General features: G+C 61.3%; 19 protein-coding genes. 14 read left to right on the top strand and 5 right to left on the bottom strand.

The features are described 5' to 3' along the window. Positions 1-87 precede the first annotated feature (87 nt). From ACQRBV_RS24300 to ACQRBV_RS24310, 3 genes are all read right to left on the bottom strand, one after another. Complete coding sequence (locus tag ACQRBV_RS24300) at positions 88-588, bottom strand: signal peptidase II (RefSeq protein ID WP_060757204.1); 501 nt, start codon at positions 586-588, stop codon at positions 88-90. A 471-nt stretch (positions 589-1,059) separates the two neighbouring features. Further along, the gene (locus tag ACQRBV_RS24305) at positions 1,060-2,304 is read right to left on the bottom strand and encodes a saccharopine dehydrogenase family protein (protein WP_411985570.1); all 1,245 of its coding nucleotides are present in this window, start codon (positions 2,302-2,304) and stop codon (positions 1,060-1,062) included. A gap of 28 nt (positions 2,305-2,332) precedes the next feature. Continuing rightward, entirely contained in the window at positions 2,333-3,430 is a 1,098-nt protein-coding gene (locus ACQRBV_RS24310) for a carboxynorspermidine decarboxylase (RefSeq protein WP_090371620.1), read from the bottom strand. Between the two features lie 186 nt (positions 3,431-3,616). Between ACQRBV_RS24310 and ACQRBV_RS24315 the strand changes: the two genes are divergently transcribed. From ACQRBV_RS24315 to ACQRBV_RS24365, 11 genes are all read left to right on the top strand, one after another. Then, a complete protein-coding gene (locus ACQRBV_RS24315; protein WP_411985569.1) occupies positions 3,617-4,291 on the top strand; it encodes a DUF2268 domain-containing putative Zn-dependent protease in 675 nt (224 codons plus the stop codon). Positions 4,292-4,391: 100 nt separating this feature from the next. After that, positions 4,392-5,228 (top strand): LysR family transcriptional regulator, encoded by an 837-nt coding sequence (locus tag ACQRBV_RS24320; protein WP_411985568.1) that lies wholly within the window; start codon positions 4,392-4,394, stop codon positions 5,226-5,228. A gap of 317 nt (positions 5,229-5,545) precedes the next feature. Then, positions 5,546-6,565, top strand: coding sequence for a LacI family DNA-binding transcriptional regulator (locus ACQRBV_RS24325; RefSeq protein ID WP_104993419.1), 1,020 nt, complete (start codon positions 5,546-5,548; stop codon positions 6,563-6,565). Continuing rightward, a complete protein-coding gene (locus ACQRBV_RS24330; RefSeq protein ID WP_411985567.1) occupies positions 6,549-7,553 on the top strand; it encodes an ABC transporter substrate-binding protein in 1,005 nt (334 codons plus the stop codon). Before ACQRBV_RS24325 ends, ACQRBV_RS24330 begins: the two co-directional genes overlap by 17 nt. A 15-nt stretch (positions 7,554-7,568) precedes the next feature. Beyond that, positions 7,569-8,366 carry an ABC transporter permease gene (locus ACQRBV_RS24335; RefSeq protein ID WP_060757197.1) on the top strand — a complete coding sequence of 266 codons (798 nt, stop codon included), beginning with the start codon at positions 7,569-7,571 and terminating at the stop codon, positions 8,364-8,366. After that, positions 8,363-9,157, top strand: coding sequence for an ABC transporter permease (locus tag ACQRBV_RS24340; RefSeq protein WP_060757196.1), 795 nt, complete (start codon positions 8,363-8,365; stop codon positions 9,155-9,157). The genes ACQRBV_RS24335 and ACQRBV_RS24340 overlap by 4 nt, the downstream gene beginning before the upstream one ends. Next, positions 9,154-10,185: an ABC transporter ATP-binding protein gene (locus ACQRBV_RS24345; protein ID WP_411985566.1), complete on the top strand. Its 1,032-nt coding sequence runs from the start codon at positions 9,154-9,156 to the stop codon at positions 10,183-10,185. The genes ACQRBV_RS24340 and ACQRBV_RS24345 overlap by 4 nt, the downstream gene beginning before the upstream one ends. A gap of 9 nt (positions 10,186-10,194) precedes the next feature. Beyond that, entirely contained in the window at positions 10,195-11,028 is an 834-nt protein-coding gene (locus ACQRBV_RS24350) for a phosphodiesterase (protein WP_060757210.1), read from the top strand. 137 nt (positions 11,029-11,165) lie between these two features. Next, positions 11,166-12,485 (top strand): OprD family porin, encoded by a 1,320-nt coding sequence (locus tag ACQRBV_RS24355; protein WP_161549455.1) that lies wholly within the window; start codon positions 11,166-11,168, stop codon positions 12,483-12,485. Positions 12,486-12,833: 348 nt separating this feature from the next. Next, a complete protein-coding gene (locus ACQRBV_RS24360; RefSeq protein WP_411985565.1) occupies positions 12,834-13,442 on the top strand; it encodes a LysE family translocator in 609 nt (202 codons plus the stop codon). A gap of 115 nt (positions 13,443-13,557) precedes the next feature. Then, positions 13,558-14,100, top strand: coding sequence for a DUF924 family protein (locus ACQRBV_RS24365; RefSeq protein ID WP_411985588.1), 543 nt, complete (start codon positions 13,558-13,560; stop codon positions 14,098-14,100). Here ACQRBV_RS24365 and ACQRBV_RS24370 read toward each other — a convergent pair. Next, positions 14,097-15,536, bottom strand: coding sequence for a hypothetical protein (locus ACQRBV_RS24370; protein WP_411985564.1), 1,440 nt, complete (start codon positions 15,534-15,536; stop codon positions 14,097-14,099). The two genes, ACQRBV_RS24365 and ACQRBV_RS24370, sit on opposite strands and share 4 nt — an antisense overlap. A gap of 173 nt (positions 15,537-15,709) precedes the next feature. On the opposite strand from ACQRBV_RS24370, the gene yfcF reads away from it, so the two are divergent. Beyond that, positions 15,710-16,336: a glutathione transferase gene (gene yfcF, locus ACQRBV_RS24375; protein ID WP_411985563.1), complete on the top strand. Its 627-nt coding sequence runs from the start codon at positions 15,710-15,712 to the stop codon at positions 16,334-16,336. On the opposite strand, the gene ACQRBV_RS24380 is transcribed toward yfcF, so the two are convergent. Continuing rightward, complete coding sequence (locus ACQRBV_RS24380; protein ID WP_411985562.1) at positions 16,311-16,586, bottom strand: hypothetical protein; 276 nt, start codon at positions 16,584-16,586, stop codon at positions 16,311-16,313. The two genes, yfcF and ACQRBV_RS24380, sit on opposite strands and share 26 nt — an antisense overlap. Before the next feature lie 144 nt (positions 16,587-16,730). Here ACQRBV_RS24380 and ACQRBV_RS24385 point away from each other — a divergent pair, with 144 nt between their 5' ends. Together ACQRBV_RS24385 and ACQRBV_RS24390 are read left to right on the top strand one after the other, a co-directional pair. Next, positions 16,731-17,375: a hypothetical protein gene (locus ACQRBV_RS24385; RefSeq protein ID WP_060757188.1), complete on the top strand. Its 645-nt coding sequence runs from the start codon at positions 16,731-16,733 to the stop codon at positions 17,373-17,375. A 34-nt stretch (positions 17,376-17,409) separates the two neighbouring features. Continuing rightward, complete coding sequence (locus ACQRBV_RS24390) at positions 17,410-17,751, top strand: hypothetical protein (RefSeq protein ID WP_090371598.1); 342 nt, start codon at positions 17,410-17,412, stop codon at positions 17,749-17,751. Positions 17,752-17,775 lie beyond the last annotated feature (24 nt).

Consider the following 17,775-nt stretch of genomic DNA (forward strand, 5'->3'; position numbering starts at 1 on the left):
CCAGGCGGCATTCCCACGCAGAGCGTGGGAACGATCATGTCGGTGTCGAGCTCGTCCCCACGCTCCGCGTGGGAACGAGCTGTTACCTCAGGCCTTACGTTTTACAAACAGATCCACCATCAAGAACAGCGCCCCGGCGGTAATCGCAATATCTGCGATATTGAACACCCCGGTATGCGTCGGCCCCACGTTCAACACCATGTAGTCAACGACATGACCGTCGCGAAAGACACGGTCGATCAAGTTGGCGATACCACCGAGGGCAATGGCATAAAGCGGCAAGACTTTACGCAGGGGTTGATTCCAGTTGGACAGCGACCACCCCATCGCCCAGGCCACCACGACGGCAACCCCCACGATAAAAACCAGTTGTTTGACCTGAGGGGGGAGGGCAGCGCCCAGACTCAGGAATGCGCCGGGATTCAGGCTCAGCTCCAACGCAAGGTTGAACGGGGTGGAGCCGATTTTGAAACTGTTGGCTTGTAGTGAAACCAAAGCCAGAAGTTTCACCAACTGGTCCACGGCAATAAAGGTGATGCCGGCGAGGAGGGCGAAGGTGCGGCCTCGCAGTAGGGACGATGTGCTCAAGCGGTAACTTCCTGTTCCGGGTCTGTCGGGAGGGCGCCCGAAGATAGCTCAGGCGCCTGGTGCCGTCCACGCTCACGCCGCTAGGTGAGTGAGATCGTCCCCACGCTCCGCGTGGGAACGCATCCCGTGACGCTCTGCGTCACCACTGCGCGTGATTCGAACCTCGTACTAAGCGACGGGACGCGGAGCGTCCCAGGCGGCATTCCCACGCAGAGCGTGGAAACGATCAGGCGTGACCGCGTAAAGCGCCTGTCGGCCAAGATCGTCCCCACGCTCCGCGTGGGAACGCATCCCGTGACGCTCCGCGTCACCACTGCGCGTGATTCAACCTCGCACTAACTGATGGGACGCGGAGCGTCCCAGGCGGCATTCCCACGCAGAGCGTGGGAACGATCATCTCAGCGTGATGGGGGCTCCACCCAAAAAAATGCGCCCCTGAGGGCGCATTTTTTGTTCAGTCAGCAATTGCTATCAAGCAATCGCATCCCATGCACGATCACCGTGCTCATCCTTGATTCGGGTCGGCAACCCCATCACGTCCAGCGCCTTCAAGAACGGCTCAGCCGGCAGTTCCTCGACGTTGACCATGTGTTTCACATCCCACTCGCCACGGGCAACCAGCAGCGCGGCGGCTACCGGTGGCACGCCTGCGGTGTAGGAGATGCCCTGGCTGTCCGTCTCGGCAAAGGCTTCTTCATGGCACGCCACGTTGTAGATGAACATCTCGTGGGGCTGGCCATCCTTGGTGCCTTTGACCAGGTCACCGATGCAGGTCTTGCCGGTGTAGCCCGGAGCGAGCGACGACGGGTCGGGCAGCACGGCCTTGACCACTTTCAATGGCACCACTTCCACGCCTTCGGCGGTGGTGACCGGCTTTTCCGAAAGCAGGCCGAGGTTTTTCAGTACGGTGAACACGTTGATGTAGTGTTCGCCGAAGCTCATCCAGAAGCGCACATTGGGCACGTCGAGGTTTTTCGACAGCGAGTGCACTTCATCGTGGCCGGTCAGGTATAGGTTTTGCGAGCCGACGACGGGCAGGTCGTCAGTGCGCTTGACTTCGAACATGGTGTTGCTGGTCCACTGGCTGTTCTGCCAGCTCCACACCTGTCCGGTGAACTCACGGAAGTTGATTTCCGGATCAAAATTGGTGGCGAAGTATTTGCCATGGGAGCCGGCATTGACGTCGAGAATGTCGATCGAATCAATGCGGTCAAAATGCTGTTGCTGCGCCAGCGCGGCATACGCGTTGACGACACCCGGGTCGAAGCCCACGCCAAGGATGGCCGTGATGTTCTTCTGTTTGCACTCTTCCAGGTGGTTCCATTCGTAGTTGCCGTACCACGGCGGGGTCTCGCAGACCTTGCCCGGCTCTTCGTGGATGGCGGTGTCGAGGTAGGCAACGCCCGTATCGATGCAGGCGCGCAGCACCGACATGTTGAGGAACGCGGAACCTACGTTGATGACGATCTGCGATTGGGTCTCGCGGATCAGGGTCTTGGTCGCTTCCACGTCCAGGGCGTTCAGCGCGAAGGCTTGGATGTCGGCGGGAACCTTGAGGCTACCCTTGGCCTTGACGCTGTCGATGATGGCCTGGCATTTGGAGATGTTGCGCGACGCGATAGCAATACGACCGAGTTCGTCGTTGTGCTGCGCGCACTTGTGGGCCACCACCTTGGCGACACCTCCTGCACCAATGATAAGAACGTTCTTTTTCAATTGCTTTATCTCTCCTTTATCCGCCAGCTTACGAAAGGCTGGACAGGTAGTCGTCGTAACCAAATTCACGAACCACTTCGACGGTACCGTCGAGTTGTTTCACTACGATGGACGGCATTTTCAGGCCGTTGAACCAGTTTTTCTTGACCATGGTGTAGCCTGCGGTGTCGATGAACGACAGCCGATCGCCGATGGCCAGCGGACGATCAAATTGATACTCGCCGAAGATGTCACCGGCCAGGCAGGATTTGCCGCACACCATGTAGGTGTGGTCACCCTCGCTCGGCGCCAGCTTGGCGTTGAGGCGGTAGATCAGCAGGTCCAGCAGGTGGGCTTCGATGGAGCTGTCTACCACGGCGAGGTGCTTGCCGTTGTAGAGGGTGTCGAGCACGGTCACTTCCAGGGAGGCGCTGTTGGTGATCGCCGCTTCGCCGGGTTCCAGGTACACCTGCACGCCGTATTTCTCGGAGAAGGCTTTCAAGCGCGCGCAGAACGCGTCCAGCGCATAGCCTTCACCGGTAAAGTGGATGCCGCCGCCGAGGCTGACCCACTGGACCTTGTGCAGCAGCTCACCGAAGCGTTCTTCGATGGTGCCCAGCATCTTGTCGAAGAGGCTGAAGTCGCCGTTCTCGCAGTTGTTGTGGAACATGAAGCCGCTGATCTGCTCGATCACGCCTTCGATCTTCACCGGGTCCCACTCGCCGAGGCGGCTGAACGGACGCGCCGGGTCGGCCAGCAGGTAGTCGGAGCTGCTCACTTGCGGGTTGACGCGCAGGCCGCGGGTCTTGCCTTCGCTGCGCTCGGCAAAACGCTGCAGTTGGCTGATGGAGTTGAAGATGATCTTGTCGCAGTTATCCAGCATCTCTTCGATTTCATCGTCGGCCCAGGCCACGCTGTAGGCGTGCGCCTCGCCTTCGAACTTCTGGCGACCGAGCTTCAACTCATACAGCGACGACGAGGTGGTGCCGTCCATGTATTGCTGCATCAGGTCGAACACCGACCAGGTGGCGAAGCACTTGAGGGCCAGCAACGCCTTGGCGCCGGACTGCTCGCGCACGTAAGCAATCTTCTGCATGTTGACCAGAAGTTTCTGTTTATCGATGAGGTAGTACGGCGTTTTGATCATTTTTGAGAGCCTGCGGCGGTGCCTGCCAAAAAAGGACACGCATTGTGCCCGCACTTGGATCAGATCGAAAGGTTAGCGAGCGGAATTCACCGCGCGCGTTTGCAAGTTACGCAGCTTGTGTGACTTTCTATCGCTATGATGGTCCGCCTGGGCACGTGGTCCTGGAGTTGTCGACGGGAGGTCATGATGGATGCATGGACGTTGCACTGGCTGGAGGCGTCTGGCTCCCTGGCAGAGTTTCATCAGGTGTTGAAGGAGGAGTTCGAGCTGGCCTACCGTGCGATTGCCCGCCGTATGCCGCCGCCGCGACTGGATGTGCTGGTCCAGCGATTGCCCGGCGAAACCATCGCTGAACTCGGTCTGGTCGGGCGAGCCTACCGCAGCACGATGTTCTCCATGACCCTGGATCCCGACAATCCGAATTTTGCCGCCAGCCTCAAAGGCGGGGCCGTGCGTCGGCATATCGTTCACGAGGTGCATCATTGCCTGCGCATGGCGGGGCCGGGTTACGGCTGGACGCTGGGTGAAGCACTGGTCAGCGAAGGGCTGGCCGGGCAGTTTGTGCAGCATGTACTGGGTAGCGAGCCGGAGCCTTGGGAGTGCGCGCATGGCCTCGAAGCACTGCAAGCTGCGCCGGTGAGCCTGAGTGAGCTTGAAGCGACTTACTATGATCACAACGCGTGGTTTTTCGGCACGGGAGACAAGCCCAGATGGCTGGGGTACGCGTTGGGTCATCAGATGGTCGGGCGATGGTTGGCGACAACGGGAGCGCCTGACGCGGCCGCCTGGGTCGAGGTGCCCGCAAAAGACATTATCGCCATAGCGATTGATGAAGGACTGCTGCACAACGCCTCAACCTGAATACCTGCGTTCGCCGAACAAACCGAAGGGCTCAACCCAAGCTCCCCGGCGTGCTAACGTCTGCTCCTCTGAATCAGCCTGCGCCCACGTCTTTATGAAAATGCCCGACATAGAAGCTATCCAGGCGTTTGTCCTGGTTGCCGAACTCCAGAGCTTTACCCGTGCCGCCGATGTGATTGGCGGCACCCAGGCGGCCATCAGCCTGAAGATCAAGCGCCTGGAAGAAACCCTCGGCCATAAGTTGCTGGAGCGCACGCCGCGCAAGGTTACGTTGTCTGCCCATGGCCAGATGTTCGTGGCCAATGCCCGGCAATTGCTCGATCACTACCAGAACACATTGAAGTGCTTTGGGCGGCAGAAGCGCACCTTGCGCGTGGGGGTCAGCCATCACATCGTGGGCGCCGACCTCAGTGTCTGGTTGCGCCGCCTGGCCAGCGTCGATCCTGAGGTGGTGGTTGCATTCAGCCTGGGCACCTCGCGTGACATGCTGGTGAACTATGAGCAGGGCAAATTGGATGTGGCAATGATCCTGCGCCATGACAATCGGCGCCAGGACGGAGAAGTGGTGGGGGTCGAGCATTTCGGTTGGATGGCCGCCGAAGGCTTCACGCTGCGCCGGGGTGATGCGTTGCCATTGGCTATCCAGCCCGAGCCCTGCGGGATGCGCAGTATGGCCCTGAGCGCGCTGCAACTGTGCAACCGCGCCTGGGAGGAGGCATTCGTCGGCAGCGGAATTCTTGCCATCGGTGCTGCGGTAGTCGCTGGCATCGGGGTAGGGGTGATGGTGGAGCGCATGGCGCCGAAGGGATGCGTGGATGCGCAGCAGCGGTTTGATCTGCCACCGCTGCCCGCACGTGAGGTGGTGCTTTATACCGCACAGCGCGATGCTCAGGCGCAGGCGCTGATCCAGGCGTTGAGTGCCGACATTCCGGCTTAAAGCCACAGGCGCCCGAGCGAGGCGATCAGCCAGGTAAGGCTGCCGATGCCAAGCAGGGTGGCAGCGAGTGCGGCGAAGTGGGCCAGTAGCATGCTCATCGGTGACATCACGTATTTCCTTACGGGGGAGGAAGTACGAGTATGAAAATCGCCGAGTAGCTGAAACAGCCGCGTCGCGCTATTTCAATGATAAGTAAAACGATGGGTTGCAGGGTGCGCTGCACCCCATCGCCATAAAAGCTTCATCTTCCTGGCACCGTCCTGCCACATTGCGCCGCTACTGTCCTCGCCAATGAGATCGATCTCAAGCGAGCGACAATGACTGACTTGAAAGACGTAGCAAGGCTGGCTGGCGTATCACGCGCCACCGCCGCGCGCACTTTTGCTTCCCCCGACCAGGTGCGACCAGCCACCCGTGAACAGGTGTTCGCCGCGGCCCGTGAGCTGGGGTTCCGTCCCAATCTGCTGGGCCGCCAACTGCGCCTGCAAACCACCCGGTTGATCGGCGTGGTGGTGCCCAACTTGCTCAACCCGGTGTTCGCCGAACAGTTTCAGGCGATGGAGCGTGCGGCACGGCTGCGCGGTTACAGCCTGCTGTTGGCGACCACCGACTACAGCAGCGAGCGCGAAAGCAGTGTGGTGGAAGAGCTGCTGCGCCAACGGGTCGACGGCTTGGTGCTGACCGTCACCGATGCCGAAAGCAATGCGGTGCTCAGTAGCCTGAATACCGAGAAAACCCCGTTTGTGCTGGCGTATCACCAACCGGGCAATCCCGATTACAGCGCTGTGTCGGTGGACAACCGCGCGGGCATGGCGCTGGCCACCCGCTATTTGCTCGAGGCGGGCCACCGACGCATCAGCATGGTCGCCGGTCCCGCGTTGCAGTCGGACCGTGCGCGCTTGCGTTACGCCGGTTATTGCGACGCGATGCAGGAATACGGCCTGCGCATCCGTCCGGTCATCGAAATGCCCGCCCACACCCAGGCCGAATACGCGGTGATCGCGCCGTTTCTGCAAGGCGCGCAGGCGCCCAGCGCACTGGTGTGTTCCAACGACTTCCTGGCCATCAGCCTGATCGCCGAGCTGCGCCGCAACGCCTGGAACGTGCCCGAACAGTTGTCGGTGATGGGCTTTGACGGGATTGCCCTCGGCACCCAGATGCACCCGACTCTGTGCAGCGTGGTGCAGCCCATCGCGCTGCTCGCCAGCACCGTGATTGATCAATTGTTGGCGCAGATCGCAGGTCTTGCCCCGACGTCCCATTGCCTGCCTTGCCATATCCGGCCGGGCGAAAGTACTCAACCCCATCAGGAGACTCTTAATGCGCACACTGCGTAAAACCCTGGCCGCCGTGCTGCTGTTCGGCACCGCCAGCCTGGCCCAGGCCGCCGAGACCGCGATTTGCTACAACTGCCCGCCGGACTGGGCCGATTGGGGCACTCAGTTGCAGGCCATCGCCGACAGCACGGGGGTGCACGTGCCGCTGGACAACAAAAATTCCGGGCAGTCGCTGGCGCAACTGGTGGCTGAAAAAGCCGCACCGGTAGCGGACGTCGTCTACTACGGAGTGACGTTCGGCCTGCAGGCGCAAAAAGCTGCAGTGGTCGACGCCTACAAACCCAAGGCCTGGGAACAAATCCCGGCCGGTCTGAAGGACCCGGCCGGTCACTGGTTCGCGATCCACTCCGGCACCTTGGGCATCATGGTCAATGTTGATGCACTCGGTGGCCTGCCGGTCCCGCAAAGCTGGGCCGACCTGCTCAAGCCGCAATACAAAGGCATGGTCGGTTACCTTGACCCGTCCAGCGCTTTCGTCGGCTACGTGTCGGCGGTCGCGATCAACCGCGCCATGGGCGGCGACCTGGACAACTTCGCCCCGGCCATCGACTACTTCCAGAAACTGGCAAAAAACGCCCCCATCGTGCCCAAGCAAACTGCGTACGCACGGGTGCTGTCCGGCGAGTTGCCGATCCTGGTGGACTACGACTTCAACGCCTACCGTGCGCGCTACAAGGACAAGGCCAATGTCGCCTTCGTGATCCCCCAGGAAGGCAGCATCAGCGTGCCGTATGTCATGAGCCTGGTCGCCAACGCGCCGCACCGCGGCAATGCCGAGAAGGTCCTCGATTTCGTGCTGTCGGACCAAGGCCAGGCACTCTGGGCCAAGGCTTACCTGCGCCCGGTACGGGCGATGAAAATGCCCGCCGATGTTGCCGCGCAGTTCCTGCCCGACAGCGACTACGCCCGCGCCGGGGTGGTGGACTACGCAAAAATGGCCGCCGTGCAGGAAGCTTTCGCCGCCCGTTATTTGAACGAGGTCAAGTAAGTGGCAGCAAAACGCATGACCTGGCCGCTCGCGCCGGCCCTCGCGCTACTGCTCGCGTTCTGGCTATTACCGCTGGCGCATCTGATGCTGCTCGGCGCCGAGAGCCGTGACGGCCAGGGCAGTGGTTACTGGCAGGTGCTCAGCAGCGCGCAGTATCTGGGCAGCCTTGGGCAAACCCTGGTCCTGGCCGTGGTGGTGACAGCGGTCGCGCTGGTGATCGGTGGCATCAGCGGCGTATTCCTCGCTCGCCAGCAATTCTTCGGGCGTTCGGCGCTGGTCGCGTTGCTCACCTTTCCGTTGGCGTTTCCCGGCGTGGTCGTGGGGTTCCTGGTGATCCTGTTGGCCGGGCGCCAAGGACTGTTCGCCGCACTGGGCCTGCAACTGGCCGGTGAGCGTTGGATCTTTGCCTACTCGCTGGCGGGGCTGTTCGTGGGTTACCTGTACTTCTCGATCCCACGGGTGATCCTCACGGTGATGGCGGCGTGCGAGAGCCTCGACCGCAGCCTGGAAGAAGCGGCCCACTCGCTGGGCGCCGGGCACTGGCGCGTGGTGTGCGATGTGATCGTGCCGGGCCTGGCGCCCGCGTTGGCGTCCTGCGGGGCGATCTGTTTTGCCACGTCCATGGGGGCCTTCGGTACGGCCTTTACCTTGGGCACACGACTGAATGTCACCCCGGTGGCGATCTACAACGTATTCACCAACTACGCCAACTTTGCCGTCGCCGCTGCGCTGTCGGTGGTGCTCGGCGCGGTGACCTGGGCGGTGTTGTTGCTCACGCGACGCCTGGTGAAGAACTCGGGGACTGTGCTGTGAAGCGTTCATCTCTGTTTGTCATTCAATTGCTGTTCACCCTGCTGGTATGCGCCTTCATGTTGGTGCCGGTGCTGATGTCGTTGCTGGCCGGGCTGACGCGCAACTTCTTCGTGGGCTTGTCCAGCGGCTTGACCTTCGATTGGTTGCTCCAGGTGTGGCAGGCCTATTCGCCCACGGTGTGGTTGTCGCTGCAACTGGCCCTGGCCTGCGCGGTCGCTGTCTGCGTGATTGGCGTACCTGCGGCCTATGCCTTGGTGCGCATGAACAACCGCTTCAGCCGCGCCTTCGAAGAGTTGATGGTGCTGCCGGTGGCGATGCCGGGGTTGGCCAGTGCGTTGGCGTTGCTGCTGACCTACGGCCAGTTCGGCAGCTTTCGCAGCAGCTCGTTGTTCATCCTGGTCGGCCACGTGCTGTTCACCTTGCCGTTCCTGGTCCGCCCGGTGATGGCGGTGATGCAGCGCCAGCAACTGCCGGTACTGGAGGAGGCCGCGGCAAGCCTTGGCGCGGGGCCGCTCAAGCGTTTCTTCAGCGTGGTGGTGCCCAATTGCCGGGCAGGGATCCTCGCGGGTGTGCTGATGGTGGTCACCCTGTCCCTGGGTGAGTTCAACCTGACCTGGATGCTCCACACACCGATGACCAAGACCTTGCCCGTTGGCCTGGCCGACAGCTACGCCTCGGCGCGTCTGGAAATAGCCAGTGCCTACACCCTTATCTTTTTGCTGATGATCGTGCCGCTGTTGATTGCGTTGCAGGCCATCAGTGCTCGTTTGTCCCGTGGAGAGCGTCGATGACCGCTATCACCCTTGATCTGAAAGGCTGTCGCAAGGCGTTCGCCGACGGCACCGTGGCCGTGCATGACTTGAACCTGACCGTCGAGGGCGGTGAAACCCTGGCGATTCTCGGGCCTTCCGGATGCGGCAAAACCACCACGCTGCGCCTGATCGCGGGGCTTGAGCGCCCGGATGTGGGCCAGGTGTTTTTCGGCGATCAGGATGTCACCCGCCTGCCCATCGAACGTCGCGACGTGGGCATGGTGTTCCAGAACTATGCGCTGTTTCCCAACCTGGATGTGGCCGGGAACATTGTCTATGGCCTGAAGATTCGCGGCCTGTCGGCGCCCGAGCGCAATAAGCGCTGCGAAGAGTTGCTGGAATTGGTGGGCTTGCAGCACCACGGCAAACGCAGCATTCACGAACTCTCCGGCGGCCAGCGTCAGCGGGTGGCACTGGCCCGTGCCTTGGCGCCACGCCCGAAGGTGTTGCTGCTGGATGAGCCGTTGGCAGCCCTCGACGCGCAACTGCGTGAACGCCTGCGCAGTGAGCTGAATGAACTGCTGCGTGGCCTCGGTATCACCAGCGTGTTTGTCACCCACGACCAGGGCGAAGCCATGGCTCTGGGCGATCGCATCCTGGTGATGGAACACGGCCGTGTCGCCCAGCTGGCCAGCCCCCGCGACATCTACCAGAAGCCGGCCAACGCCTTCGTCGCCGGGTTTGTCGGCAACCTCAATGCCTTCTCGGTGCTCGGGCAAACGCCGCACCGCCTGAAAGTGTGTGGCGGTGAACTGCCGTGGCAGGCGTCCGACCAGCCCGGCACGGTGTATTGCCGCCCCGAACACCTGCGGGTGATGGAAGGCGAAGGGCACTTGTACGGCCACGTGGTGGCGCAGTTTTTCCAGGGCGCGCAAAGCCGCCTGATCGTCGAAGTGGGCGGCCCGCAACCGCTGCTGGTCGACAGCCAGGATAACCAGTTGCATGCCGTTGGCGCGCCGATTGCCCTGGCGATCGCCCCGCACATGTTGTTCACCCTGAATGCTTGAGAATTTATGTTGAATCGTCCGTTTCTAGTCGCGCAGATCAGTGACCTGCACCTCAAAGCCGGCCAGCGCCTCACCTATGGCGTAGTCGATACCCTGGGCGCGCTGCGCCGTGCCGTCGACCACTTGAACGCCGCCCACCCACGGCCCGACATCGTGGTGGTCAGCGGCGACCTGGTGGACTTCGGCCGCGCCGATGAATACGCCGTGCTGCGCCCCGAACTCGCGCGCCTGCTCATGCCGTGCTACCTGGTGCCCGGCAATCATGACAACCGCGGGGCGCTGTTGGATGCATTCCCCGAGCATGCCTACCTGCCGGTGTCGGCGGATGGCCCATTGGATTGGGTGGTGGATGAATATCCGCTGCGTTTGATCGGGCTTGACTCCACGATTCCCGGCGGCCATGGCGGCCAGTTGCTGGACAGCCAGTTGCAATGGCTCGACGAGCAATTGTCGTTACGCCCGCACGCGCCGACTTTGCTGATCCTGCACCACCCGCCGTTTATCAGCGGTATTGGCCATATGGACCGTGAGCCCTTCATCAATGCCGCAGCCCTGGAACAACTCGTCTCGCGCCATCCGCAAGTCGAGCGCCTTTTGTGCGGGCATTTGCACCGTCCCATGCAGCGGCGTTTCGGTGGCAGCCTCAGTTGTGTATGCCCCGGCACGTCCCATCAGATCGTGCTGGATTTGCAAGACGCCGCGCCCGCGCATTTCAACCTGGAGCCGGCGGGTTATCTGTTGCATCGCTGGGATGCGCAACACGGCTTGATCAGCCACAACGGCGTGTTCGGGGAATACCCGGGACCGTATCCGTTTTATGACGCCCATGGATTGATTGACTGAGGTCTTACGGAGGTTCACTCGCTCAACTAAGTCTCTGACCGTTCGTTAGCGCACCGGCCCACTCAAGTGCGGTCGCGTGCATCCTGCTGCTTATTTTTTGCGCCCGGAACTTGGATTCCGCGCCGGAGTTCGTCCTGATGAAAGCTACTTTGAATGTATTAAGCGTATTGACCGGCGGCCTCGGTCTGGCCCTGAGCCCCTTGGCCTCGGCTGATTTCCTGGGGGACAGCAAAGCCAACCTGGGCCTGCGCAACTTCTACTTCAACAACGACAACCGTGACGGCGCCGCCGCACCGTCGAAGACCGAAGAGTGGGGCCAGGCGTTTATCCTCAACTATCAATCGGGCTTTACCGACGGTACCGTCGGCTTCGGCCTGGATGCGGTCGGCATGCTCGGGGTGACCCTCGACAGTGGCGCCGGGCGCCACGTCGGCAGCTCGATGATCCCCAGCGATGACGGCAAGGCCACCGACAACTGGGCCCGTGGCGGTGCGACGGCCAAGGCGCGTTTTGCCAAGACCGAAGCGCGTTACGGCTACCTGCGCCCAAACCTGCCGATCCTGGTCAGTAACGATGGCCGCCTGTTGCCGCAGTCCTTTGAGGGCGGGCAAATCACCAGCAAGGACATCGACAACCTGACCCTCATCGGCGGCCAACTGCAACACACCACCGGCCGTGGCTCCAGCGACAGCAGCGGCCTGGCTGCGGCAGGCGGTACCCGGGAAAGCAATAAATTCAACTACGCCGGTGCCGACTACCAAGTGAACAAGGACCTGATGGTCCAGTATTACTACGCCAACCTCGAAGACTATTACCAACAGCACTTCGCCGGCTTGATCCATGTGTTGCCGCTGGGTGACTACGGCTCGCTGAAGACGGATCTGCGCTATTTCAAGACCACGTCCGACGGCAAGAACAGCAGCGCCGCCGGCCGTGCCGAGGGCTACAAGTTCGGCGGCTATACCAAAAACGGCAGCGGTGAAATCGACAACAACACCTGGAGTGCGGCGTTCATCTATTCCCTGGGCCCGCACGCGATTACTGCCGGTTACCAGCAGGTATCAGACGATAGCAACTTCGCCCAACTCAACCAGGGTGGCCTGGTGAACAAAGGCGAGGGCGGTTCCAGTCTGTACCTCTACACCGACCGCACCGTGCAGACCTTCATTCAGGCGGGCGAGCGCACCGCGTTTGCGCAATACGCCTATGACTTTGCCGCCTTGGGTGTACCGGGCTTGAAGGCTTCGGTGATGTACTTGAAGGGTGACCATATCCAGACCGCCAGCGGCCAGGACGCCAGCGAATGGGAACGCGATATTTCCCTGGATTACGTGGTGCAGAGCGGCACCTTCAAGAACGTCGGGTTCGGCTGGCGTAACGGTATGTCACGCAGTGAAGTGGCCAGGGACCAGGATCAGAATCGCTTGTTCGTGAGCTATTCGATTCCCCTGCTGTAAACCCATTGTAGTGAGCGGGCTTGCCCCGCGCTGGGCGGCGCAGCCGCCCCAACAAGGACGCCACGGTGTTTCAGGACGACCGAGGTGCCTGGATTTGGAGCTGCTTCATCACGCGATAGCACCTGCCCCTGAAACAGGACTGTAGTGAGCGGGCTTGCCCGCGCTGGGCGGCGCAGCCGCCCCAACAAGGACGCCGCAGTGTTTCAGGAAGACCCAGGTGCCTGGGGTTGGGGCGGCTGCGCCGCCCAGCGCGGGGCAAGCCCGCTCACTACAACGACCACAAACGTACAAGAGTGTTTCCAATCGCCCTCAGTAGACTCAAGGCATTCTTTTTACTGCAGGTTCCCCATGGATATCTTCCTCTACGCCTTCAGCGTCATGTACAGCCCTGGCCCGGTGAATTTCATGGGCCTCAACGCCGGGCTCACCGGTCAGTTTCGTCGCTCTACCGGGTTCTTCGCCGGCGTGGGGTGCGCGATGTTGGTGTTGTTCGTGCTGTTTGGCTACACCGGCGAAGCGATTATTTCCCACGCGGCATTGCCGTACATTTCCCTGGTGGGCGGGGTGTACACCTTGTACCTCGCCTATCAGGTGTTCACCGCCCGTACGGTAGTGGATGAAGACACTTCAACGGCACCGGCCAAAACCCTCACGTTCTGGAATGGCCTGGTGATCCAGTTGCTCAACCCCAAGGGCATCATGGCGGTGTTGCCGATCACCAGCGTGATGTTGCCGGCGGCGCATATCACCGGGCTGGCCATTGCCAGTGTTTCTGCCGCGTTGGCCTTCGCAGCGTTCGGCGCGCCGTGGATGTATGCGTTGCTCGGGGCTTTGTTGGGGCGGCGGATCAATGGCGCGGCGGCGTTCACGTTGTTCAATCGCTGCATGGGTGTGGCCCTGGCGGTCTGTGCCTATTTCATGTTTCTCGCGTTTTTCAGGCATCTGAGTGCAACGTGAGGAGAACTTGTGTTTGTCTCAAATAGTATGAGTTTGTCTCACTATCGCGCCGCTCCTTTGCTGTTAGGGTCAAGCGATGAAATCCGTGGTTTGACCCAGGGGGAGAGTGATGAGCATGCCTGCACAACCGGCCGAGGCGGTCGTTGAATTTTGGAAACGGGCCGGACCCAAGCGTTGGTTCGCCAAGGATGCTGCGTTTGACGCGGCCTTTCGCGACACCTTCTACGAAACCCATATGCAGGCCGCCCGTCGCGAACTGGAAGACTGGCTGGCGTCGGCAGAGGGCACGTTGGCCTTGCTGATTCTGCTGGATCAATACCCACGCAATGCCTTTCGCGGCACCGCGCATATGTTCGCCACCGACCCCCTGGCGCGGCTGTATGCCCGGCGCATGGTGGACGCGGGGTTGGATAAGCTGATCGAACCTGAGCTACGTGCGTTCTGTTATTTGCCGTTCGAGCATTCCGAAGACCCGGCGGATCAGCAGCGCTCGCTGGCGCTGAATCAGCAACTGGATGCCCGTACCTTTCATTGGGCCAAGGAGCACGCGAACATCATCGAACGGTTCGGGCGTTTTCCCCATCGCAACGCGGTGCTGGCCAGGGCTACCACCGAACCGGAGCAGGCGTTCCTCAAGGCGGGTGGTTTTGCGGGTTAAGCCTCGGTAGGTGTAGCTGTGTTCTTGGGCTCGGTCGAGCGAAATCGCCGCAGACCCTTGAGGTCGATCGCCCAGCGCAGGGCCTCGGTGGCCGAAGGACGGGGGCCTTGGCTGATCGCGTGTTCATCCTGGGTCAATGCGCCGAGGTAGCCCTGGGCGCCGCTGCGCTCGCTCCAATAGTGGGTGTGGCTGAGCCAGGAGCGTGCGAGCCAGCCTTTGCAGCGACCCACAGTGACCGGCAAATCCAGCACGCCATTGCCCATCACCGGCTTGACCGGGCCGCCGACGATGTCGCCAAACAGGCCGTAAGGTGCGGGGAAGTAGAGGTTGGTCCAGCGCGTCACCGCAAACGCGGCGGCATGGTGCAGGTAGAGCGGGGTGAAAGCCTGCCCACCGAGCGTGACCGGTTGGCGGGCGCTGTAACCGTAGCCTTGGTCATCCTTGGTGGGCGGGCAGGCCGGGGCTTCACGACGCTCCATGCGTTGCTGGAAGTCGCTGACGCTGCGGCCCAGCAACAGGCTGGCATGCGCCATCGGGCTGCCCACGGTGACCAGGTCGGTGATACGCCAGGGGTTGCCCAGGTTGCGTTGTTCGATAAAGGCCGCGGCCTGTTGTTCGCGAAATCTCAGGGTGCTGCCCAGGCCGCCATCAAGGGCCGCGCCGGCATCGGGCAGCGCTTGCTTGAGCACCGGTTGCAGCGGTTCGTGGTTGGCGTAGCGTCTGGCCAATTCGTGATTGCTGGGGATGACCTTGTTCAGTTGATCGTGATGCTCGTGCCACAGGTAACCGACGATGTCGTAGGCAATCACGCTGCCCAGGCTGTGGCCGACCACGATGATCCGGTCGTAGTCACCCTGGTTATGCAGGGCGCGCAACAGCGCTACGCCATCGGCGCGGATCTGTTCGCGCACCACGACATTCTGCGGGTTGGGGCTCAGGTATCGCGCCGCATCACCCAGGTAGGACAGGGCGGAATAGCGTAATCCGAGGCCGATGGCGCCTAGTAGCAACGGCACCAGCGCGAAGGGGTTGTCGGTGTGATCGAAGCGGCCCCAGGTCGTGGCCAGGGTGCCGCTGGCGATCAGCAGCAAAAGTATTAGTAGTGTCCAGCGCGTGGTGCGCCAGATCGGCACGATCGCGTCGGGAATATCCCGGCGCGGGCGCTTGAAGAGGTCCCACAACCAGCTCAGCAGGTGGCCAAGCTTGGTGCCCTGCATCTTGTGGGCCCAATAATATTCGTAGAAGTCGGTGGACGTGCGGCCTGGCGACTTCAATACGCGCAGGTCGAAATTGCGCGACAACCGATCCGGCTTGCTCCAGTAGAAGGGTTTTGCGTCGGGCGTGTTCGCCGGGATCATGGCGTCCACAAAGCCATGCAGGGTGTCCATCGGGCGCTGTTCGCCGATGCCGTGGATGACCACAACCGCTTGTTTCATGTGCTATTCATTCCTTGAAGGCCACGAAGGGGGAGCAATGTCGAGAAATCGCGAATAGCCATAATATTGCCACTACCCGTGCTATTCCTGCCAGGAATGCCCCCATAAAAAACCTGCATTTTCTTTACCAACGCATATCTCGTAGCGTGGCACTTCACCCAAGGAGACTCGCCATGCAGCCGTTACGCCTTTACGTTGACGCTCAATTCACCAGCCCCTATGCGATGTCGGTATTCGTCAGCCTGCACGAGAAGGGGTTGGCGTTCGACACCCGTACCCTGGACCTGGACGCCGCACAACAACAGGCGAAGGACTACACCGAGCTGTCGGTGACGCAGCGCGTGCCGACGTTGCTGGACGGTGACTTTGCCCTGTCGGAGTCCTCGGCGATCACTGAATACCTCGAACAGGTCTACCCCGGGACGCCGGTGTACCCGGCTGACCCCAGGCAGCGGGCGAGGGCGCGGCAAGTCCAGGCGTGGTTGCGCAGCGACTTGCTGCCGATTCGTCAGGAACGCTCGACGCTGGTGGTGTTTTACGGCGCGAAAATGCCGCCCCTGTCGCCCGTGGCGCAAGCCGCTGCGCACAAGTTGCTCAGTGCGGCGCAGACGTTGTTGGCGGGCAACGCGGCGTACTTGTTCGGCGAGTGGTCGATTGCCGATGTGGACCTGGCGGTGATGCTCAACCGGCTGATCCTCAATGGTGACCAGGTGCCGGCCGAGCTGGTGGCGTATGCCGAGCGTCAGTGGCAGCGCCCGTCAGTGCAGGCCTGGGTCAACCTGCAACGCCCGGCGCTGTAAGCGGCGCCAGCCATTCGTGGGCGACACGCCGGTCGAGGTCTTCCCAATCAGCCATGCCCAGCACGCGGGTGGTGTTCAAGCCACGCAGGTAACCGCGCAGTTGCTGGGCGCTGGCGTAGCGCTCGTCGGCGTCGGCCGTTTCGTCCTGCAGCACGGCTTCATAATCGACCAGGTAATCGGCGACCCGCTCGCGAAACTCCGGCAGTACGGCTTCGCGAATGCGGTCGAAGGTTTTCTGGTGCGGCTTCATGGCGTGGTCCTTATAAGTTTTATTGAAAGCGGGCGGTGTAACACTATCGGTTCAAATGATAGTCACCATCAAGGATCGCAAGTTCTGTTTTTGCTGGAAAAGGGGAGAATTGCACCATCGAGACGCTGCTCAAGGAAATGCGCGATGAGGACGATAATCCAACTGGGTTTGATGATGTTGATGCTGGGTTCGGTGGTCATGACCACCCCGGTTAGTGCCGATGAACTGCGTACGGGCCATTTGCTGCCACTCGTGGGTAGCGTAGACTCCCTGGCGCACGCGCAGTCGGTGGGGGTGTTGTACAGCGAAAACACCCGCGACAACCTCCGCTACCTTGAGCGCTACCACGCCATGGCCATGAACGGCGCCAAGGATGCCCTTGACGGACGTATCCGCGAGGCATTCGTCAACAGCTCCGATCCGGAGTTGGCCATCGATTGGCTATTGGGTTCGCTGCAGGGCACTTTTTTGTCCGTCACGGTCTATAGCAGCCTGGATGAGCTGGTGCAGGCGCACCCGGACGTAGTGGTGATGCTCGATACCCATAACCAACTGCTGACCCCGCGCAACGACTGGGTGGAAGCAAGCTTTACCGCACGGTTCTATGACGCGGACTTGCAATACATCGCCAAGGCCGAAGGTTCGGTGCACAAGCAGGTGTCATCGGTGTGGGTGCATGACAAGGCGGCGCCCGAGATCGCCGCGCAGATCGAGCAGCAGCGCGATGTGCAGCAAGATGCCTTGAGGCAGTTTGATGTGTCGCTCAAGGCGTTGGTCCGAGCGGGTTGATGTGAACTTTTTTCAGTTATTTTCAGGAATTTCTATGCGCTCTTTTTTCGCCCCGGCCCTGGCCTTTGCTTCTTTGGGACTGACCGGTTGTGTTTCCGCACCCAATGCTCCGACCTTGACCCTGCAAACCAGCAAGACGCCTGAAGGCTATGTGCAGTGCGTATTGCCCACGCTTGAAAAGCACGGCATCACCTCCACCGTGACGCAGAACTCGCGCCACGCCAAGGTGCTGCTGACCAGCAAGTTCGCTGCTGATGATGTGCTGGAAGCCTACAAGTCCCAGGACGGCACCAAAGTGTTCCTGTATGAGCGCAAGCCGCTGGCATCGGCGATCACGCCCTCCCGGCTGGAACAGGCAGCCAAAGACTGCCAGTAACCTGTAGTGAGCGGGCTTGCCCCG

This window comes from Pseudomonas sp. R11F, assembly GCF_050312575.1.
Classification (GTDB): Bacteria; Pseudomonadota; Gammaproteobacteria; order Pseudomonadales; family Pseudomonadaceae; genus Aquipseudomonas; species Aquipseudomonas palleroniana.